Here is a 20,416-nt window from a genome sequence, read left to right as displayed (position 1 = left end):
AAAATATTTCAAGCTTAAAGTTTCATGTTGGAACGATTGCTGGACACGGGTGGCGCGCCTGCGGGCTGGCCCCGCAAGCGCGCTCTGGAAATTACTTGTCCGGGTTCTTCGGGCTCCACAGCACAGTCTCGGCACCCTTCTCATAGGCCATCCCATCGGGATAGCTGATCGCCTCCAGTTGCAATCCCCATGGCGCCTGGAAATAGAGGATGGTCTGGCCGGCCGCCGGACCTTCCTTGACCGGCAGCGGACCCAACCGCGTCTTCACCCCCTTGCCGTCGAGATAGGCTTTCGCCGCGGCGACATCATCGACATACATGGCAATGTGGAAGCCGCCGATATCGCTGTTCTTCGGAGTCAAATCCTTCTGGTCAGGCGCGGTGTACTTGAACAGCTCGATGTTCGATCCATAACCGCAACGCACCATGGTGACCTGCTCGATGACAGCCTTCGGATCGACGCCCAGAAGATCCTGCATGAAGGTGCCCTTGTCATCGGCGAACGGACCGAACGACATCGCCTTCTTGCAGCCGACGACTTCGGTGAAGAAGTCGACCGCCTGCTTCATGTCGGGCACCGTGATGCCGGTGTGGTCGTGGCCGCGCATGCCGGGGATCGCATCGGCCGAAGCCGTTCCCATCGAGCAGAACAGGATCGCGGCAAGCATCGTGCCGCGGGCTGCGTAATTCATATTACCCTCCGTTCGCGGGCTGATTTTGCCCTCATGCACGTCCGAAGCCCGCTGTTCGGCGTGGGGGGTGAACAGTCCTATGCCGGCGCTTTCGTTGCTGGCCGCAACCAGTCCGCGTCGATCTCAGGCAGTGGGATGGCGGCAAGCAGGTCGCGCGTGTAGGTCTCCTTGGGATTGTCGAACAGCGCATCGGTGGCGCTCGCCTCGACGATCCTGCCCTCGCGCATGACGATCACTTGTTGGCACAGCCGCCGGATGACCGACAGGTCGTGGCTGATGAAGGCGACCGTCAGCCCCATCTCCGCGGCCAGTCTCTCCAAAAGGGTGAGGATCTGCGCCTGCGTCGATACGTCGAGGCCGGAGACGATCTCGTCGGCCAGCACGAATTTCGGCGAAAGCGCCAACGCGCGCGCAATTCCGACGCGCTGGCGCTGCCCGCCCGACAGTTCATGACGATAGCGACTAGCGAAGCTTTGCGGCAGGCCGACGCGATGCAATGCCTCGGCGACGCGTTCCCTAAGCCTGTCGCCAAGCCCATTCTGCTTGAGCGGCGCGGCAATGATGCGGGCGATGGTGCGACGCGGGTTGAGCGACGACATCGGGTCCTGGAAGATCATCTGCAGGTCGCGGCGCAGAGGTCGCAGCTCTGCATCCGGCAGATGGGCGATATCGCGGCCCTCGAAACGGATGCTGCCGACGCTCGGCTCCAGAAGTCTGACAAGCGTGCGGCCGAGCGTCGATTTTCCGGACCCGGATTCACCGACGATGCCGGTCACCGAACCCCTCGGCAAATCGAAGTCCAGGCCTTTCAAAATCTCGGCCAGCGGCGCGCGGCCGATCAGCGGCTTGCGGGTCATGTCGGGCAGCGCCACCTTCAGCCCGCGCACGGAAAACAGCGGCTCAACCATGCGGCCGCCTCCACGCCTGGTCTGCCGCGTCGATCTCAGCGGCAAGCCCGGCCAGCACCGTCTCATCCACCGGCTTCAGCGAGGCAAAGGGATCCGTGTAGCGCGGCGTAGCGGCCATCAATGCCCGCGTATAGGGATGCTCAGGCGCGGCGAAGAGAGCGGCTGTGTCAGCCTCTTCCACCACCTTGCCGGCGTAGAGCACAGACACTTGCTGGCTGATCTTTGCAACGACGCCGAGATCGTGGGTGACGAACAGGATCGCGGTGCCATGCTCGCGCTGCAGCTCGGCGATCAGTCGCAGGATCTGCTTTTGCACGGTAACGTCGAGCGCGGTTGTCGGCTCGTCGGCCACGATCAGCCGTGGCTCGGCGGCGAAGGCGGCGGCGATCAGCACACGCTGGCGCATGCCGCCGGACAGCTCGTGCGGATAGCATTTCAGCACCCGGTCGGGATCGCGGATCTGCACCTCATCCAACAATTGCCGGATACGCTTGTCCGCCTTGTCACCGTTCCAGCCGAGAATGCGCACCAGCCGGTCAGTCATCTGCGGACCGATGCGGCGCGACGGGTTGAGCGCAGTCAACGGATCTTGCGGGATCAGCGCCGTGCGAGCGCCGATCAGCGTGCGCCTTGCCTTGGGCTGCAGCCTGCCGAGGTCTTCGCCTTCGAGCTGCATGGCGCCTTCGACGATGCGCACGCTTGACGGCAGCACACCGAGCACCGCCTTGCCGATCATCGTCTTGCCGGCGCCGCTCTCGCCAACAAGAGCACGCACCTCACCCGGCTGCACGGAGAGCGACACCGACCGCAGCACGCGCTGGCCGTTCGGCAGCACGGCGCTCAGATTGGCAATATCCAGGCAAGCGCTCATCGCAGCACCGGATCGAAGCGTGTCTTCAGCGCCTCACCGAACTGGCTGAACGACAGCACGGTGAGGATCAGCGTGACAAGCGGAAACACCAGCACCCACCAGGCCTGATGGATCGACAGCCGGCCCTCGGCGATGATGCCGCCCCAGGTCGGATCGTCGGTCGAGATCGACAGATTGACGAAGGACAGGATGGCCTCGACGATGACGGCGATGCCCATCTCCAGCGACAGCAGTGCCACGATCGACGGCACCACATTGGGCAGCACCTCGCGCAGCATGATGCCGATGCGGCCATAGCCGGCGATGCGGGCGTTCTCGACATAGTCCATGCGCGACTGGCCCATCGCTTCGGCGCGGATCACCCGGCAAAAGCGCGTCCAGTCGATGATGGCGATGGCGAGGATGACGGAGCTGAGACCAGTGCCGAGCACCGCGACCAGCAGGATGGCGAACAGCACCGGAGGAAATGCCATCCAGACATCGACGATGCGTGAAATGATGCGGTCGGCCCAGCCGCCGAAATAGCCGGCGACCAATCCGAGCGTCGAGCCGACAAGGCAGGCGGCAATCGCCGCAGCGAAGGCGACGATGAAGGCGATTTGGCCGCCGAAGATAAGCCGCGACAAGAGGTCGCGGCCGAGGCTATCGGTGCCCAGCCAATAGCCGGGCTCGGCGCCATCGAGCCAGAAGGGCGGCAGCCGCTCCAGCATCAGATCCTGCGCCAGCGGGTCCTGCGGCGCCACCAGCGGCGCGAAGATCGCGGCCAGCAGCGCCAGCAGCAGCCAGCCGCCGGCCAGCGACAGCCTCGGGCCGAGTCCGCGCCGGGCGATGCATGCCTCATCCATGGCGCAGCCTCGGATTGAGCAGCGCGTACATCATGTCGACGCCAAGATTGATCAGCACGAACAGCAGCGCGAACACCAGCACGATGCCTTGGATCAGCGGCAGGTCGCGGTTGATGACGGCATCGATCGCCATGTTGCCGAGCCCTTCGTAGGAAAACAGCCGCTCGACGATGACCGTGCCGCCGACAAGGAAGGTGAACTGGACGCCGACGAGAGTCAGTGTCGGCAAGGCAGCGTTCTTCAGCGCCTCGCGCAGGATAACCTGCGTTTCCGAAAACCCCTTCACCCGGGCCAGAACGACATAGTCGAGGTCAAGCACTTCCTTCAGCGACTGTTTCAGCAACTGCGCGATGATTGCCGCCAGCGGCAATGCCAAGGCTACTGCCGGCATCAGCATGTGTTTCAGCAGATCCCAGGTCAGGTCGAAGCGCAGCCGAAGCAAGCTCTCGAAGAAATAGAACTGGGTGACGAAGGGCAGATCGAGCTGCGGCGACACGCGGCCGGAGATATCGAAGATCGGCACCAGCACGCCAAACAAAAGGATCAGCACGAGGCCCCACAGGAAATCGGGAATGGAAAGGGCGGCGCCGCTGGCGATATCGATGCCGGCTTCGACCGCCGTGCCGCGCTCGCGGGCTCCGAGGATCGCCGTTGTGCCGCCGAGCCCAACCGCCATGAAGAGCGCGATGATGGCAAGTTCCAGCGTTGCCGGCAAACGATTGAAGACAAGGCTGAGCACATCTTGCCTGAGCGAAATCGAGGTGCCGAAATCGCCCCTGACGACGCCGGACAGCCAGATGAAGAATTGCTGCACGATGGTCTTGTCGAGCCCGTAGAGTGCACGCAGCCGGTCGATGTCGGCATCTGTCGCACCGGGGGGCAGCATCATGGCGATCGGGTCACCAGGCGCGACGCGGATCACGACGAAGACGACGACAGCCACGCCGAACAGCGTGATCAGCATCGTCAGCAGACGGATCAGGAATCGTTGCAGGAGCATTCTGGTGTTGGCCCAGTGCGTTTCTAACGAAGAGCCCCCTCATTCGTCCGCTTCGCGGCCACCTTCTCCCCGAGGGGAGAAGAGGTCACGGACAGCTGAGCTGGTCTCTTCTCCCCAGCGGGGAGAAGGTGGCCCGAAGGGCCGGATGAGGGGGCCGCTCAGCGTAGGGTGGCGCCCACAAGCCGATATCAGGCCGGGGTCATCAGCGCCGGCAGCAGCGCGCCGGACACATGCTGCACCACGTTGACGCCCTTGGCATGCACGATAGGTTGCGCATACTGAATCAGCGGCAGCACATAGGCCTGCTCGGCGATATACTTGTCGACAGCCTTCCAGCCGGCGATGCGCTTGGCCTCGTCCTTCTCGCCCCAGAGCGGATTGATCATGTCGATCAGGTCCTGGCTGTCCCACACCGAGTGCGGGCTCGGCCCATACATGGCAAAACCCGTCGACGTCGTCGGGTCGCCGATGGCGTTGCCCCAATTGTAGAAGGCGGCCGGCGCCAGCTTGTCGGCGGCGCGCAGTTCATAGTGCTTGGCGATCTCGTAGACCTCGATCGTCGCCTCGATGCCGACCTTACGCCACATGCCGACGATCGCCTGGATCATCTCATAATCCTTGGGCTTGAAGCCCTTGGTCGTCTGGATGGTGAACTTGACCGGTTTTTCCGGCGAATAGCCGGAAGCCGCGAGCAGCTCCTTGGCCTTTTCCGGATTGTGCTCGACCTTGATCGAGGCGTCGAAGGCCGTGTACTCCGGGGTCTCCAGCGTAGCGATCGGTTGGCCATAGCCGCGCAGCAGCCGCTTGACCAGAAGCTCCTTGTCCACAGCCATGACGGCGGCCTGGCGGACGTTCTTGTCCAGCATCGCTTCGATGTCGTTGAAGAAGATCATGCCGATGTCGGAAACGGGCTTGCACGAGCCGGCAAGCCCGTCCTTGGCGATCAGCCGGTCATACTCTTCATAGGGGACCTCCAGCGTCACCTGCGAGGAACCGGATTCGATTTCGGCAACGCGGCTCGCCGCATCAGTGACGAACTTGATCGTCACATTCTCGAAGGCCGGCTTGTCGCCCCAATAGTGCGGGTTGGCCTTCAGTCGGAGGAAAGCATTTCGCTCGAATTTTTCCACCATGTAAGGGCCGGTGCCGATCGGCGCCTTCTCGAAACCTTCGGCGCCGACCTTCTCATAATAGGCCTTCGGCAGGATGTAGCCGGTCAGGAACGACATCCATTTAAAGTAGACCGGATCGAACTGCACGACGTCGCCGGTGATCTTGTTGCCGTCGATCTTGAAATTGTTGACGTTCTTCCAGACGAACTGGATCGGATTGCCGGTCTTTTCGTCGCCCGCCCGCTGCAGCGACCAGACCACGTCCTCGGGCGTGAAGGGCGAGCCGTCATGCCAGGTCACGCCTTCGCGCACCGTCATCGTCACCTTGGTGCGATCCTCGTTCCAGCCCCATTCGGTGAGCAGGCCAGGCGCAAAGGACAGGTCCGGCTTTTGCGGAATGAACTGGTCGAACACTGACTGGTAGAGGCCCTGGATCGTCGGGTTGACGGCCGAGGGTCCGGTGGTCGGATCCCAGGACGGCAGGTTGACGTTATAGGCGATGGTCAGCTCGCCCGCTGCCGCCTTGGCGATCTCAGGCAGGCCGATCGCCGCCACCCCAAGTGCCGCGGCACTGTATCCCAGCAATTCTCGTCTGTTGATTGTCATGGTCGTTCCCCTTGTTGGTTTTGTTGTCTTTGCGCGGCACTATCAGTTTATCGATCCGGGCTTCGTGGGCAGCAGCGCCTTGCCTCTCGTCGCCTTCATGAAATCTTGCGAGCTACCTCCCGCCAAGCTGTTGCGCGAGCATGAAGCCGGAGGCCGCGCCGGTGCCGGCGCCGGGCCATGTCGCGGCGCCTATGAGATGCAGATTGCCGACCGGCGTGTTCCAGCCGGCATAACCGCGCGCCGGGCGGAACAGGAAATTCTGTGCCAGATGGTGGCTGCCGCAGACCTGGTCGCCACCGACGAGATTGGGGTTCTCACGCTCGAGGTCGATTGGCGAGAACACTGCACGGCCGAGGATTTTCGCGTGCAGTCCGGGTGCGTAGATCTCGATGGTGTCGAGCACGCGTTCGGCATAGACGTCCTTGACCTGATCCCAATGCGCGGGCGCGATCTTGCCGGCCGCATCGCCCAGGATTTCGGCGGGCAGCATGCGCACCTGCACCCACAGCACATGCTTGCCCTGCGGCGCGCGTGACGGATCGACCGCTGTCGGCTGGCCGACGACCAGCACCGGTTGGTCCGGCAGCATGCCCGCCATCGCCTGCTGATAGGTGCGCGACATCGCGTCGAGCGAGGGCGACAGATGCACATAGGCGAACTGCCGCAGCTCGGCCCCGGCGCGCCAGTCCGGCAGGTCGTCGAGCGCCAGATGGATCATCATCGTGCCCGGCGCGTGCCGGAACTTCTGCATAGCCGTGTCGAAGCCGGTGTCGCCGGAACCGTTGGGCAGCAACTTGCCGGTCAGCGCCCTGGGCGCGACCCCGGCAATGACCGCCTTGCTTGCCGTATGCGTCTCACCGGAGGCGAGCCGGACGCCGGTCGCCTTGCCGCCGGAAACGGTGATTTCGGCAACCTCTGCCCCGGTAACGATCTTGCCGCCCGCCGAGGTGACCATACCTGCCAGCGCCCGGATGATCGTGTCGGCGCCGCCCTTGCCCAGCACCATGCCAAAGGTCTGGTTGGCCATCGATTCCAGATAGGGGAACACGGCGCCGCCGGCGATGTCGGGTGCAAAGTCGAGATGCATGCCCCAGGTGGCGAGCGTTGCCCGCACATGCGCAGACTCGAAATTTTCCTCCAACCAGGCGCGAGGCGATGACAGCAAAAGCCGACCGGTGTCGAGCGCGCCTGAGATACCCTTCTTGCGCCACAGGTTCCAGGCGGTGCCGGCAAGCGCACGCACACTCATCGGCGAGCCCAGCAGCCGGAACAGATGCTCGGCCTCATCAGGGAATGCGGCAACGAGCTTGCGCCACGTCTCGGCATCGGCAGCGGAGAACGCGGCCATGCGCGTGGCGGTCTTTTCCAGGTCGTTGCTGACGCCGAACCAGCGTCCGTCTGGGAAGGCGCTGGCGAAACAATCGGCGACCGGCGCGAACTCCAGCCCGTGGGTTTTCAATTCATTTGCATATTTCCGGTGGAAGGCGGAGCCGGCGAACAGGCTCAGATTCATCGCACCGAAATCGTGGCGGAAGCCGGGAAGCGTATATTCGTGTGTCTGGACGGCGCCGCCGATTGCTGCACTGCGCTCGAAAATCCCGGTTTTCCAGCCCTTGAGTGCCAGATGCGCAGCGCATGCCAGACTGTTGTGGCCCGCCCCGACAAAGATGGCGTCGAACTCGCTCACGCCCCGTTCCCATTTCCTTTATGCTTAAAGATAATTGCAGATGCATATGTTTTCGTCTAGTAGGATATTAAGGGCCGAGACGAGCCTTGATCTTCACCAGAAAGAGGGAACTTCAGACCATGGACACGCAAAAACTCCTCGGCGAAGTCGCCGGCCAGCTGCTTTCAGGCGCCATCAGGGTGGTCGACCTCTCTGCGCAACTCGGACCCGACACGCCTCTTATCAAGCTGCCGCCGGAGCTTGCCGTCGACACGCCAAAGGTCGAGATCCATAACATCTCCCGTTATGACAAGAACGGCCCGTGGTGGGCATGGAACTGGCTGAAGCTTGGGGAGCATTCGGGCACGCATTTCGATGCGCCGCAGCATTGGATCAGCGGCAAGGATTATCCGGACGGCGCCACCGACACCATTCCGGCGCAGAACTTCGTCGGCCCGGTCAATGTCATCGACTGCTCGAAGGAAGCCGCCGCCGATCACGATTTCCTGCTCACCGTCGACCACATCAAGGCGTGGGAAGCCAAGCATGGCGCCATCAACGCCGGCGAGTGGGTGGTGATGCGCACCGACTGGTACAAACGCAACGGTTCGGAAGCCGAATTCCTCAACGCCAACGAAACCGGCCCGCATACGCCAGGTCCCACAGCCGAAGCCATCCAGTTCCTGATCAGCAAGGATATCAAGGGCTGGGGCTCCGAGACCATCGGTACCGATGCCGGCAAGGCCGGCGGCATGGAGCCGCCATTTCCGGCCCACACGCTGATGCACAAGGCGAACCGCTATGGCCTCGCCAGCCTCTGCAACCTCGACCAGTTGCCTCCGAAGGGCGCCATCCTGATCGCCGCACCGCTCAAGATCGAACATGGCACCGGCAGCCCGATCCGCGCGCTGGCGCTTGTATCCAACGGCTAGGTGAAAGCACGCCAAGGTGAGCCAGCCGGATCACATCATCGTTGGCAGCGGCATCAACGCGCTGGTCTGCGCGGCGATGCTCGGCGGCAAAGGGGCGCGTGTGCTCGTCCTCGAGCGCAATGACCGCATCGGCGGCTGCGTGCGTACCGAGGAGATCACCGCTCCCGGCTTTATCCATGACGTGATGGCAACCACCTTCGTGCTGTTCATCACCTCGCCGGCTTTTGCGGCGTTGGGCGGCGATCTCGCCAGGCACGGGCTGGAATTCTGCCACACCGGCACGCCAACCGGCGTGCTGCGGCCGGACGGCAGTCATGCAGTGCTCACCACCAACCGCGCCGCCAATGTCGCGGCAATCAATGCGATTGCCGCCGACGATGGCGACCGGCATGCGGACGATGTCAGCGGCATCGAGCGCAATGCCGGCCTGTTGTTCGGCCTGCTCGGCGGCAGCCTGTGGTCCTATCCGACGGCGAAACTGCTGGCCGGCGATGCCTGGCGGCGCAGCCCACGCGGCCTTGCCACCTTTCTCGGCGAAGCACTGGTGCCGGCGCGCAGCTGGCTGGAAAGCACCTATCGGTCCGAGACAATCCGCGCGCTGTGGGCGCCCTGGGTGCTGCACGCCGGGCTCGGACCGGAAGACGCCTTCTCAGGGCAGATCGCCAAGGTCATTGCCTTCGCGCTGGAAGCGGCCGGGGCGCCGATCGTCAAGGGTGGAGCGAAGACCCTGCTCACCGCCTTCGAAGCTCTGATAAGGGAACGTGGTGGCGACATCCGTACCGCCGCCGATGTCGCCTCGATCGTCCAGAGCGGTGGCCGCGCGACCGGCGTACGGCTCGCCTCGGGCGAAACGATTACAGCAAACAAGAGCGTCATCTGTTCGGTCACGCCGACGCAGCTTTACCACCGGTTGCTCGGCAGCGAGGCTCCCAAGGCGGATGTCGAAGCGACACAGAAATATCGCTACGGCAAAGGCAATTTCCAGATTCACTATGCGCTGAACAAGCCGCCGGCATGGCGCGGTGATGGCCTGGACCAGGTGGCATTGTTGCACCTGACGCCGGGGCTCGATGGCGTCTCGAAAGCCTGCAACGAGGCGGCGCGCGGCATGCTGCCCGAAGTGCCGACCATCTGCGTCGGCCAGCCGCATGCGCTCGATCCGTCGCGCTGCCCGGAGGGCAAGGCGATCCTGTGGCTGCAACTGCCCGAGGCGCCCAGGCACATCAAGGGCGACGCCGCAGGCGCGCTGCATGCACCGGCTGGCGGCCGCTGGACCGACGCGCTGCGCGAGGCCTATGCCGACCGCGCGGAGGCGATCCTCGCCAGCCACATCGACGGCTTCAAGGATAGCGTCATTGCGCGCCGCGCCTATTCGCCGGCCGATCTCGAAGCGATGAACATCAACCTGGTCGGCGGCGACCCCTATGGCGGCTCGTCGACTATCGACCAGTCGTTCCTCTGGCGGCCGTTCAAGACCAGCCGCAACCATCAGACCGGCATCAAGAACCTCTACCATATCGGCGCCTCGACCCATCCAGGCGCGGGCCTCGGTGGCGGTTCCGGCTTTCTCCTGGCGGGGAGGCTGTGATGGAGCAGAAGGTTCTGGAAAAGCGCCAGCACATCTCGACCCTCGGCCAGATCGGCCTGCAGCAATTCGCGCCCTATCTGATGAACCGCATCATGGGGCGCTACAACGCAACCTTGCGCGACGATTTCCGCAAGCAGGGCCTGACCATTCCGCAGGTCCGCACGCTGGCTGTGCTGTCGGTCACCGACGGCGTCACCGTCAACGACCTCTCGGTCTACACCGTCATCGAGCAGTCGACCTTGAGCCGCACGCTCGACACGCTGGAAGGGCAAGGCTTCGTGCGGCGCGAGCAAGGCGTCACAGACAGCCGCATCCGCCATGTCTTCCTGACCGATGACGGCCGCGCCGAGTTCGCGCGCGCCTGGCCGGCAATGCATGACGCGTTCGAGGCGATGTTCGACGATGTCGACGACGCCGAATACGCGGCGCTGATCGCCACATTGCAGAAGATGCTGAAGAACATTCGCAAGCACGACATCTAGACGTTAGGCGCCGGCCGCACCGCCGGCAACGGAAGGTTGGAAAAATGGCCGAACGGTCTTTTGCCAAGGAAGTCGAAAAACTCAGGCTCGGCGCCGGCGAGGAATTTGCCGGCGAAGGCATTCTCGCCATCACCAAGGCGCTGCTGCAATGCGGCGTCGGCTATGTCGGCGGCTACCAGGGCGCGCCGATCAGCCATCTGATGGACGTGCTGGCCGACGCGCAGGACATTCTGGGCGAACTCGGCGTGCATTTCGAGGCGAGCGCCTCGGAAGCCACCGCCACCGCCATGCTGGCGGCCTCGGTGCATTACCCCATCCGTGGCGCGGCGACCTTCAAGTCGACTGTCGGCACCAATGTCGCTTCCGACGCGCTCGCCAATCTCGCCTCCGGCGGCGTCACCGGCGGCGCGCTGATCATCGTCGGCGAGGATTATGGCGAGGGCTCCTCGATCATGCAGGAGCGTAGCCATGCCTTCGCCATGAAAAGCCAGGTCTGGCTGCTCGACCCGCGCCCGAACCTGCCTTCGATCGTCAAGGCGGTGGAGGATGGTTTCGAGCTGTCCGAAGCGTCCAATACTCCGGTGATGCTGCAGGTGCGCATCCGCTGCTGCCACGTCCACGGCCACTTCATAGCCAAGGACAACAAGCGCCCGCCGATGACGGTGGCCGATGCGCTCGACGCGCCGCGCCGCGACACCGGCCGCATCGTGCTGCCACCCGCCTCCTTCCTGCACGAGAAGGAGAAGGTGCAAAAACGCTGGCCGGCGGCTGTCGATTTCATCGCGAGGAACAAGATCAACGAATTCTTCGGCTCGGATTACGGTTCGGTCGGCATCGTCATGCAGGGCGGCATGTACAATTCGGTCATCCGCGCCTTGCAGCGTCTCGGCCTTGCCGACACCTACGGCGAGACGGATGTGCCGCTCTATGTGCTCAACGCCGTCTATCCCCTGATAGACGATGAGTTCCTGTCTTTCTCCGAAGGCAAGCAGGCGGTGCTCGTGGTCGAGGAGGGCCAGCCCAACTACATCGAGCAAGCCTTTGCCGCCATGCTGCACAAGGCCGGGCGCGGTACCAGGCTGGTCGGCAAGGAGTATCTGCCGATGGCCGGCGAATACACCGGCCAGGTCATGCTCGACGGCATCGGCGCCTTCCTGCGCGCCGAGGCCTCGCATCTCTTGCCGGGCGAGGTGCGCGCGCCCAACAAGGTCGGCGACGGCGTCGACACCGCCGACCTGATCAATGTCGTGCCGGGCCGTCCGCCGGGCTTCTGCATCGGTTGCCCGGAGCGGCCGATCTTTGCCGCGACAAAGCTGGTCGAGCAGGAACTCGGCAAGCACCACATCGCCTCCGACATCGGCTGCCATTTGTTCTCGATCATGCCGCCCTTCGAGCTTGGCGCCACCACCATGGGTTACGGGCTCGGGCCGGCCTCGGCTTCAGCCTTCAATTCGCCCGACGCCAAACGGAGGTCGATCTCCTTCGTCGGCGATGGCGGCTTCTGGCACAACGGCCTGACCTCCTCGATCGGCAACGCGGTGTTCAACAAGAATGACGGCGTCATCGTCATCGTCGACAATTTTTACTCCGCCGCCACCGGTGGGCAGGACATATTGTCGTCGCGTGCGGGCAACAAGACCAAGTCGACCAAGCATCCGATCACCGAAGCGGTGAAGGGCATGGGCGTCAAATGGCTGCGCCACATCGACCGCACCTACGATGTCGGCAAGATGCAGGACACGCTGCGCGAGGCGCTGACGACGGAGGAAAAGGGACCAAAGGTCATCGTCGCCTCTTCCGAATGCATGCTCAACCGCCAGCGTCGCGAAAAGCCGCTGGTCGACAAGGCGATCAAGGGAGGGACCCGTGTCGTCAAGCCGAAATTCGGCGTCGACGAGGACATCTGCACCGGCGACCACGCCTGCATGCGGCTGTCCGGCTGCCCGTCGCTGTCGGTGAAATCGCTCGACGATCCCTTGCGTGACGATCCGGTGGCATCGATCGACCAGAGCTGCGTCGGCTGCGGCAATTGCGGGGAGGTGGCGGACGCCGCCGTGCTGTGCCCATCCTTCTACCGCGCCGATGTCGTGCACAATCCGGGCCGCTGGGACCGTTTCCTGGAAAGCGCTCGCCGCGCCGTGATCGGCCTGATGCAGCGCCGCCGCGAGAGCCGTAGGTTGACGTTCGCCGATGCTTGACCAGGCTTCGCCCTTGCGCCCGAAATCCGGTGCCGCCGATACCGAGCCGGTGATCAAACTCGCTTTGCTCGCGGTCGGTGGCCAGGGCGGCGGTGTGCTCGCCGACTGGATCACCGATGTCGCCGAGCGCAATGGTTACGTCGCGCAATCGACCTCCGTCGCCGGCGTCGCCCAGCGCACCGGCGCTACGATCTATTACGTCGAGATGGCCCGCGACACCGGCCGGCTGCCGGTCTTTGCCCTGTCGCCTTCGCAGGGCGACGTCGACATATTGATCGCCGCCGAGCTGATGGAAGCCGGCCGCGCCATCATCAGGGGCTTCGTCACGCCCGATCGCACCACGCTCATTGCTTCTTCGCATCGCATTGCGGCGGTGTCGGAAAAGATCGAGCCGGGTGACGGCCGGGCCTCGTCTTCCAAGGTACACGCGACGGCGGAAGCTGCATCGAAACGCTTCATCGCCTTCGACATGGAAAAGATCGCCGCCGACAATGGCTCGATGATTTCCGCCAGCCTGCTTGGCGCGCTGGCCGGCTCCGACGCATTGCCGTTCACGCGTGAAAGCTATGAGCAAGCGATCGGCGCCGGCGGCCGAGGCGCGAAAGCCAGCCTCGCTGCCTTCGCCGTAGCCTACGACCGCGCGCGCGGTACGACGGTCCCCGCGCCAGAGCCGGCAGAACCGGCCCCGGTCGAACCCGCTCCGGGTGCAGGGCGCGTGAGCGGTCCGCAGAACCTGCTGCAGGGTTGGCAGGCGCTGGCCGCCCGCATCGACCTGATGCCCGCGGCGGTGCGCGACATGGCGCTTCGAGGCCTGAGAAAGGTCGTCGACTACCAGGACATCGCCTATGGCCGCGACTATCTCGACCGGTTGGACAAGGCCGTTGCGCTCGATGATCCCGGCCATGCCCATGCATTGTCCATCGTTGCCGCCAAGCATCTGGCCAACGCGCTGTGCTACGACGACATGATCCGCGTCGCCGATCTCAAGACACGTTCGACGCGTGACCGGCGGGTGCGCAAGGAGGTGGGCGTCAAGAACGGCTCCATCCTGCAGGTGACCGAGTATTTCCATCCGCGCATCGAGGAGTTCTGCGGCACTTTGCCGGCGGGGTTGGGCAGCTACATCGAGAACCGACCGAAACTTGCAGGCTTTCTCGACCGGCGCATCAATCATGGCCGGCGCATCCGCACCGACAGCTTTGCCGGCTTTGCGGTCCTCTGGTTCATCGGCGGCCTGCGCCGCTGGCGGCGGCGCCTGTTGCGCCACAAGGTCGAGACGGCGCATCTGGAGCGCTGGTATGCGCTGGCGCTCAGCCACGCGCCTCAGGACTACGCGCTCGCCGTCGAAATCTTGAACTGCCGCCGGCTGATCAAGGGCTACAGCGACACCCACCTCCGCGCCCAGTCCAAATTCGATCGCGTGCTGTCGGCGCTCGATCTGGTCAAGGGCCGCGATGACGCTGCCGACTGGATCAGGCGGTTGCGCGAAGCTGCGCTGAAAGACGAGAAAGGCGACATGCTCGATGGCGCGCTGAAGACAGTGGCATCGTTATCTGATCATGGTGTGGGAAGAGGTCGAGCTTAGGCTGGTACCTCTACGCTACTGCCGCCGTTTCCTACTCCCACTGGATTCGCGGATTGAACACGCCGCTTCAGGCGATCGCAGCTCGGCTTCCACCCGGATTGCGGGAAGCGTTGCCGGCGGACCTGCCGGGCGTCAGTCGCGCGATATGGAGAGCCCCGAGAGAAGCGGAGCGTACGTGGCGAGCCTGCGGGATACGAACTCGGTGAAGAGCCGCACCCGCTTCGTCTTGCGTGTCTCGCCTTGCGTGAGAAGCCACAGTGTCCCATGCATGGGCACGTCGATCCCCGGCACCCTCACCAGCAGGGGGTCGGCATCTCCGACGAAGCACGGCAGTTTCGTTATCCCAATCCCCTGGTGCGCCGCGATGATCTGCGTCTCGGCGTCAGGTGTCCTGAACGGTACTCCCGTGACGTGAACTTCTCCCTCGCGCGCCCAGTCCGGAATTCCATGATTGTCTATGCCTATCCACCGGATGGGATCAGGCGTGCCCGCACGCCACGCGGCTAGCCGATCGCGAGACATGTAGACGCCGCTGAACAGCTCCGGTCCCTCCAGGCCGTGAAGATTGAGCGGCAGGGTCTTGCGGTCGGCGACAATGCGGATCGCGACGTCGGCCTCTCGGTTGGTCAGATTTGCCAGCTCACCGGACGACAAGATTTCCATCTCGATGTCGCGATGCAAACGCGCGAAGTCGGCGAGATCCGGCATGAGCAGGTGTGTGGCGAGGAACGGTGGAAGCGTCACCCGCAAAAGCCCGCGCGCGCTCTGGTCACGACCGAAGACTCGCGTCTCCAGCTGGTGCGACGACGCTTCCATCTGGGTCGCGAGATCGAGGACCTCTTCGCCCGCAGCCGTCAAGCGGTAGCCGGAAGGCAGCTTTTCGAACATCTGCGCCCCGAGGCGTTCCTCGAACTGAGCGATGCGTCGCAGCACGGTCGAGTGGTTCACACCGAGGTGCGCGGCGGCAGCACGCACCGAGCCGCCGCGCGCGGCGGCAAGAAAGTAGCGGACGTCATCCCAGTCGATCATGGTGCATTCCTGCGCAGCGCAGTGCGGCTTGCAAAAGCCCATACTAACACGATCAGCCGTAAGTTCGTGCGGTCATCGTGGCGTTCAATCATCTAGCTGGATCGTTTTCGCACCAGCGATGTGCGCGATTGCGCACTCACCGCCCGACTTCGGCGAACCCATCTTGAGGCTCTCGCGGGACTTTCCCGTACAGCCAAAGACACGAGACGGCGAAACGAAGGATGCATGAAATGAACAGACTGAATGGAAAGACCGCTGTGATAACCGGCGGCGCTACGGGCATCGGCCGCGCCGCAGCCAAGCGCTTTATCGAGGAGGGCGCCTTCGTCTTCATCTTCGGCCGCCGGCAGGAAGCGCTCGACGCTGCCGTGGCCGACCTTGGGCCTAGTGCCCGCGCGGTTAAGGGCTCGGTCTCGGATGAGGCCGACCTCGACCGACTCTACGCTGCGGTGAAGGCCGAGCGCGGAAGCCTCGATATCGTCTTCGCCAATGCCGGGGCGGGAAGTCCGCTTCCGCTCGGGCAGATCACCGCCAGGCACATTGACGAAACCTTCGACACCAATGTGAAGGGTACGATCTTCACGGTCCAGAAGGCGCTGCCGCTGATGAGCCAGGGCGGTTCGATCATCCTGACCGGGTCGAGCGCCGGCACCACGGGCGCTCCGGGGTTCACTGCCTATAGCGCGAGCAAGGCGGCAGTGCGCAACCTGGCGCGGACCTGGGCGGAGGACCTGAAGGGCACCGGCATCCGGGTAAACGTGTTGTCGCCCGGGGCGACGGCGACCGAACTCGCGAAGGAGGCGTTGGGCGAGGAAGGCCAGAAGGCCTACGGCGCGATGACTCCGCTCCAGCGCATGGCCAATCCGGCGGAGATCGGGGCCGTGGCCGCCTTCCTCGCGTCGCCGGACAGCAGCTTCATGACCGCCAGCGAAGTCGCCGTCGACGGCGGCCTGGCTCAACTCTGACCCCCAGCGCGGTCCGTACCTGGGCCGCGCGCAACGAAAGACAAAGAATTATGAAAAAACTCGAAGGCAAGATCGCAGTCATCACGGGCGGAAGCAGCGGGATCGGATTGGCCACAGCCAAGCGCTTCGTAGAAGAAGGAGCGCACGTCGTGATTACCGGGCGAAGAGAGAAGGAGTTGAAGGAGGCCGCAGCCTTCATCATGAAAAACGTTACGACGGTCGTGGGTGACGTGTCGCTCCTGGAAGATCTGGATCGCCTCTATGCCGTCGTGAAGGTGAAACATGGTCATATCGACATTCTCTTCGCCAACGCCGGCGCGGGGACGATCGCACCGCTCGCCGTCGCTACCGAGGCACATTTTGATCAGACCTTCGATGTGAACGTGAAGGGTCTGTTCTTTACGGTGCAGAAGGCCCTTCCCCTGTTCAAAGACGGCGGTTCGATCATCCTGAATTCTTCAGTGTCGAACGTGTTGGGGCTTCCAGGGTTTAGTACCTACGCCGCGAGCAAGGCGGCTGTACGCAACTTCGCGCGCGCTTGGACACTGGAATTCAAAGACCGCAAAATCCGCGTCAATGCAATGAGTCCGGGACCAATCGAGGCGCCGGCCTTGGAGACAATGACTGGCCTTACCCCTGAGCAAGCCGAGCAAGCGGCCGCCCAGTTTGCGTCACAGATCCCAATGGGTCGCAGGGGCAAACCAGAGGAAATCGCGGCTGCCGTAACGTTCCTCGCCTCCGATGAAAGTTCTTTCGTCACCGGCGTGGATCTCGCCGTCGACGGAGGCATGGCGCAAGTCTGACCCCGGCATTAGCACCAGATCGGAGAAGTACTATGAACTATGCAATCGTAGGATTCGGCAATATCGGACAAGCCCTTGCCAAGGCGTTTGCCCGAAACGGCATCGAAGTTTCCGTTACAACCACACGCGACCCGGAAAGCTTTGCCGCCGATGCGGCCGCGATCGGACCCACGATCATCCCCAAAAAACTGGCGGAAGCCATCAAGGCGGACATCATCTTTTTGGCTGTCCGCTTCGAGGCGCACCCGAATGTCGCGAAGGCGCTCCCTACCTGGCAGGGGAAGACGATCATCGATGTGACCAATGCCTATGGCGTGCCCCCGGAGGAACTGGGAGGACAACCTTCTTCCAAGTTCATCGCGCAGGCCTTCTCTGGCGCAAAACTGGTCAAGGGCTTCAACCATCTGGTCGCCCCGGTGCTTGATCAGGATCCGGCCGTACATGGTGGCCGGAGGGTCGTGTTCCTGGCAAGCGACGATGACGCTGCCGCAACACGGATTGGGGAGCTTGCGGAAAATCTCGGTTTCGCGCCGATCAACCTTGGCGGGGTGTCGGAAGGTGGCCTGCTGGTCCAGGCGCGCGGAAACAGATGGGGTCATCTGATCTTCAAGGACTTGGTCAAATTCGACTGACGAGCGCGACGTCCTCGGCAAAGAGACGACGCACGCGATCGGAACTCGGATCGGATCAAGCTCGATCCGATCCGAGCAAATGGAGAAATCACTATGAGCACCGAGAAGAATATCCACTCCTAAGGAGATTTCGATGTACGACCAATCCAAGGTGTCCGAATTAATCCGGTTCGCACGAATCGAGGCGGGCTCCACCGTGATCGACGTTTACCCTGGCGACGGAGACTGGACGCGCCTCTTCTCCGACATCGTCGGATCAGAGGGGCGGGTCTACAGCTTCGTGCCGGCCGAAGTCGCCCACTTCAAGAACGATCCGGTCGGCCTCATGCGAACGCTCGCGAAGGAGCCGAGCCGAGAGAACGTCGAAGCCACCTCGGCGGATCTCGTCGCGATGCCGGAGATTACGCAGCCAGCCGATGTCCTATGGCTGCACCTGTTCTACCACGATCTTCACACCGCCTTGATCCAGAAGAAGGGTGCGACGGCGGCCGACTTCAATCGAGCTGTCTACAAGCGGCTGAAACCCGGTGGGTCCTACGTTATCGTCGACCACGCCGCCGCCACTGGGTCGGGCACGAGCGACACCCGGTCGCTGCATCGGATCGACCCTGCATTCGTCCGCGAGGAGGTGGAGGCGGCCGGCTTCGTACTGGACGCGGAAAGCACCGTGCTGGTGAATAAGGATGACCCGCACTCGATCAAGGTGTTCGATCCCGCGATCAAGGGCGAGACCGATCGCTTCGCGTTTCGGTTCGTGAAGCCCTGACAGCTCCCGGGCGCCGACTTCATGTCAACCTCCCATTGAGTCCATCAACTCGGGTTCGGACCCGTCAAGCTGGGAAAGGTCAACGAGGATGGCGCGCTGTGCACGCACGCGATGCGACAGCGCCTTAAAGGCGTCCGAGGTGATGATGGCACAAGGTTCTGGAGCACACCTGCCGCAGGTTCCTGATCTGAACTTGATGAAATGACGGAAGTCGCCGCGCCGTTGAGGGAGCCGGCGCATCCCCTCAGGGATGCGCCGGGACAAACGGTTCAAGAATGGTGGATTTCCGTTCCCAGCACCTTCAGGCATTCACGGATGAACGCCGCAAGCGCGGTCCAGCCTTTGGCTGAAACCATGGTCCCATCGACATAGGCGTCGGTGGGAGACAAATCGATATAAGTGCCGCCGGCAAGCGTCACCTCCGGCTCGCAAGCGGCGAGCGCCGCCACCTTCTTGCCGCGCACGACGCCGTCGACCGCGATCAGAATCTGGACGCCATGGCAGATCGTGAAGATCGGCTTTTTCGCCTCGTGGAAATGGCGCACCATTGCCTGTATCCGCCTGTCGGTGCGGATGTATTCGGGGCCACGACCGCCGGCGCAATAGACAGCGTCGTACTGGCTCAGCTGCTTCTCGGCGTCGGCGAAGGTCTTGTTGATCAGCGCGTTATGGCCGGGCTTTTCGGTGTAGGTCTGATCGCCCTCGAAATCGTGCAGCGATGTCTTGATCATGTCTCCGGCGCTTTTGTCGGGGCACACGACATGAACGGTGTGTCCCACCGCTTCCATCGCCTGCTGATAGACGAAGATTTCATACTCCTCGGTGAAATCACCGGTCAGCATCAGGATTTTTTTGGCTGGCATGTCTTTTCCTCTCGGCTTGTTTCAGGGGCGAGGTGCACTGCGCGCCTCGCTTCCCGGGATCGAAATCGGCTCAGAACGGGGAATAGAATTCGTAGGCGGCAGGCTGGGCGGACAGCGGCGCGCCGCGCTTGAGGGTGCCTCTGACAAGCAACATCACCAGGCTACTCGAACGCAGGCAGGAGCCTGTCCCGCGAATTTTCGATGTGCGCACGCATGGCTTTTTCGGCGGCGTCCGGATCGCCCGCGGCAAAGGCAGCGAGAATAGCCTCGTGCTCGTCGAGCGCCTCTTCGGTCACCCTGGAGTGATACATCAGCCGGAAGATATGGAAGTGGGTATGCTGGTGATTCAGTGTCTCGCGAATGAGTTCGTTTTGGGCGAACTCGACGATCTTGTCGTGGAAGATGGCATCCTGACGGGCGAAGTTCGAATAGCGCAGGCGTTCGTCTTTCCCCACCCGCCGAGCCATGACGCCGGCCGCCTCCTGCAGCGCGGCAAGGCGCTCGCCGTCCATTGTTGCGGTGGCTTTGGCCGCGGCGGCAGGTTCAAGCAATAGACGCAGCTCGTAAAGCTCGTCGAAGCGCCGGCGGGTGATTTGTGGGGCGGCGCGATAGCCGATCAGGTGGGTTTTCAGAACCAGCCCTTCCCCCTCCAGCCTGCCAAGCGCTTCACGAATGGGGGTATGCGAGACGTTGAATTCCTTGACAAGATTGTCGACGGTGATGCGCGATCCCGGAGCAATCCTCAAAGACATGAGCTGCGCGAATATTGCTTCGTAAACGTCGCCAGCCAAACTGTTGGCGCGCTGAATACGACGGGTCGCACGGGCTTCATTGTCAACCGTCAGGTCCGTGTTCTGCATCGTTTGCCTCTTGA

Annotated in this window: 19 protein-coding genes and 1 pseudogene; 9 read left to right on the top strand and 11 right to left on the bottom strand. The window is 63.1% G+C overall.

Going from position 1 to position 20,416, the window contains the following annotated elements; translation table 11 throughout:
- Nucleotides 1-91: 91 nt before the first annotated feature.
- From AC3EMP_RS11630 to AC3EMP_RS11595, 8 genes and pseudogenes are all read right to left on the bottom strand, one after another.
- Nucleotides 92-691, bottom strand: coding sequence for a VOC family protein (locus tag AC3EMP_RS11630; RefSeq protein ID WP_023682735.1), 600 nt, complete (start codon nucleotides 689-691; stop codon nucleotides 92-94).
- Nucleotides 692-768: 77 nt separating this feature from the next.
- On the bottom strand, nucleotides 769-1,599 hold the full coding sequence (locus AC3EMP_RS11625; protein ID WP_352712811.1) for an ATP-binding cassette domain-containing protein: 831 nt from the start codon (nucleotides 1,597-1,599) through the stop codon (nucleotides 769-771).
- The gene (locus AC3EMP_RS11620; RefSeq protein WP_352596944.1) at nucleotides 1,592-2,470 is read right to left on the bottom strand and encodes an ABC transporter ATP-binding protein; all 879 of its coding nucleotides are present in this window, start codon (nucleotides 2,468-2,470) and stop codon (nucleotides 1,592-1,594) included. Before AC3EMP_RS11620 ends, AC3EMP_RS11625 begins: the two co-directional genes overlap by 8 nt.
- The gene (locus AC3EMP_RS11615) at nucleotides 2,467-3,315 is read right to left on the bottom strand and encodes an ABC transporter permease (RefSeq protein ID WP_352596946.1); all 849 of its coding nucleotides are present in this window, start codon (nucleotides 3,313-3,315) and stop codon (nucleotides 2,467-2,469) included. The genes AC3EMP_RS11620 and AC3EMP_RS11615 overlap by 4 nt, the downstream gene beginning before the upstream one ends.
- Nucleotides 3,308-4,315, bottom strand: coding sequence for an ABC transporter permease (locus AC3EMP_RS11610; protein ID WP_023710063.1), 1,008 nt, complete (start codon nucleotides 4,313-4,315; stop codon nucleotides 3,308-3,310). The genes AC3EMP_RS11615 and AC3EMP_RS11610 overlap by 8 nt, the downstream gene beginning before the upstream one ends.
- Before the next feature lie 42 nt (nucleotides 4,316-4,357).
- Nucleotides 4,358-4,470 (bottom strand): annotated as a pseudogene (locus AC3EMP_RS11605) (endonuclease domain-containing protein); the annotation flags it as partial.
- A gap of 33 nt (nucleotides 4,471-4,503) precedes the next feature.
- The gene (locus AC3EMP_RS11600; protein WP_023686913.1) at nucleotides 4,504-6,033 is read right to left on the bottom strand and encodes an ABC transporter substrate-binding protein; all 1,530 of its coding nucleotides are present in this window, start codon (nucleotides 6,031-6,033) and stop codon (nucleotides 4,504-4,506) included.
- Between the two features lie 112 nt (nucleotides 6,034-6,145).
- The gene (locus tag AC3EMP_RS11595; protein WP_352712812.1) at nucleotides 6,146-7,720 is read right to left on the bottom strand and encodes a phytoene desaturase family protein; all 1,575 of its coding nucleotides are present in this window, start codon (nucleotides 7,718-7,720) and stop codon (nucleotides 6,146-6,148) included.
- Between the two features lie 119 nt (nucleotides 7,721-7,839).
- On the opposite strand from AC3EMP_RS11595, the gene AC3EMP_RS11590 reads away from it, so the two are divergent.
- The 5 genes from AC3EMP_RS11590 to AC3EMP_RS11570 are packed head-to-tail and all read left to right on the top strand — an operon-like array spanning nucleotide 7,840 to nucleotide 14,484.
- On the top strand, nucleotides 7,840-8,631 hold the full coding sequence (locus AC3EMP_RS11590) for a cyclase family protein (RefSeq protein WP_023695181.1): 792 nt from the start codon (nucleotides 7,840-7,842) through the stop codon (nucleotides 8,629-8,631).
- A 16-nt stretch (nucleotides 8,632-8,647) separates the two neighbouring features.
- Nucleotides 8,648-10,219, top strand: a complete 1,572-nt coding sequence (locus tag AC3EMP_RS11585; protein ID WP_023710065.1) for a phytoene desaturase family protein — start codon at nucleotides 8,648-8,650, stop codon at nucleotides 10,217-10,219.
- Entirely contained in the window at nucleotides 10,219-10,701 is a 483-nt protein-coding gene (locus AC3EMP_RS11580) for a MarR family winged helix-turn-helix transcriptional regulator (protein ID WP_023710066.1), read from the top strand. Before AC3EMP_RS11585 ends, AC3EMP_RS11580 begins: the two co-directional genes overlap by 1 nt.
- Nucleotides 10,702-10,745: 44 nt before the next feature.
- Complete coding sequence (locus tag AC3EMP_RS11575) at nucleotides 10,746-12,899, top strand: thiamine pyrophosphate-dependent enzyme (RefSeq protein WP_023710067.1); 2,154 nt, start codon at nucleotides 10,746-10,748, stop codon at nucleotides 12,897-12,899.
- Nucleotides 12,892-14,484, top strand: a complete 1,593-nt coding sequence (locus tag AC3EMP_RS11570; protein WP_023710068.1) for an indolepyruvate oxidoreductase subunit beta family protein — start codon at nucleotides 12,892-12,894, stop codon at nucleotides 14,482-14,484. The genes AC3EMP_RS11575 and AC3EMP_RS11570 overlap by 8 nt, the downstream gene beginning before the upstream one ends.
- A gap of 132 nt (nucleotides 14,485-14,616) precedes the next feature.
- Here AC3EMP_RS11570 and AC3EMP_RS11565 read toward each other — a convergent pair whose 3' ends face one another.
- A complete protein-coding gene (locus tag AC3EMP_RS11565) occupies nucleotides 14,617-15,513 on the bottom strand; it encodes a LysR family transcriptional regulator (protein WP_023710069.1) in 897 nt (298 codons plus the stop codon).
- Between the two features lie 230 nt (nucleotides 15,514-15,743).
- Here AC3EMP_RS11565 and AC3EMP_RS11560 point away from each other — a divergent pair, with 230 nt between their 5' ends.
- From AC3EMP_RS11560 to AC3EMP_RS11545, 4 genes are all read left to right on the top strand, one after another.
- The gene (locus AC3EMP_RS11560) at nucleotides 15,744-16,478 is read left to right on the top strand and encodes an SDR family NAD(P)-dependent oxidoreductase (RefSeq protein ID WP_023710070.1); all 735 of its coding nucleotides are present in this window, start codon (nucleotides 15,744-15,746) and stop codon (nucleotides 16,476-16,478) included.
- 50 nt (nucleotides 16,479-16,528) lie between these two features.
- Nucleotides 16,529-17,281 (top strand): SDR family NAD(P)-dependent oxidoreductase, encoded by a 753-nt coding sequence (locus tag AC3EMP_RS11555; RefSeq protein WP_023710071.1) that lies wholly within the window; start codon nucleotides 16,529-16,531, stop codon nucleotides 17,279-17,281.
- Between the two features lie 32 nt (nucleotides 17,282-17,313).
- Nucleotides 17,314-17,913 (top strand): NADPH-dependent F420 reductase, encoded by a 600-nt coding sequence (locus tag AC3EMP_RS11550; protein WP_023667785.1) that lies wholly within the window; start codon nucleotides 17,314-17,316, stop codon nucleotides 17,911-17,913.
- A gap of 133 nt (nucleotides 17,914-18,046) precedes the next feature.
- Nucleotides 18,047-18,679 carry a class I SAM-dependent methyltransferase gene (locus AC3EMP_RS11545; protein ID WP_023710072.1) on the top strand — a complete coding sequence of 211 codons (633 nt, stop codon included), beginning with the start codon at nucleotides 18,047-18,049 and terminating at the stop codon, nucleotides 18,677-18,679.
- Between the two features lie 269 nt (nucleotides 18,680-18,948).
- On the opposite strand, the gene AC3EMP_RS11540 is transcribed toward AC3EMP_RS11545, so the two are convergent.
- Entirely contained in the window at nucleotides 18,949-19,542 is a 594-nt protein-coding gene (locus AC3EMP_RS11540; protein ID WP_023732292.1) for a DJ-1/PfpI family protein, read from the bottom strand.
- A gap of 161 nt (nucleotides 19,543-19,703) precedes the next feature.
- Nucleotides 19,704-20,402, bottom strand: a complete 699-nt coding sequence (locus AC3EMP_RS11535) for a GntR family transcriptional regulator (RefSeq protein WP_023710074.1) — start codon at nucleotides 20,400-20,402, stop codon at nucleotides 19,704-19,706.
- Between the last annotated feature and the right edge of the window lie 14 nt (nucleotides 20,403-20,416).

Source organism: Mesorhizobium sp. P160219 (genome assembly GCF_057786095.1).
This window is presented reverse-complemented; position numbering and strand designations above follow the sequence as displayed.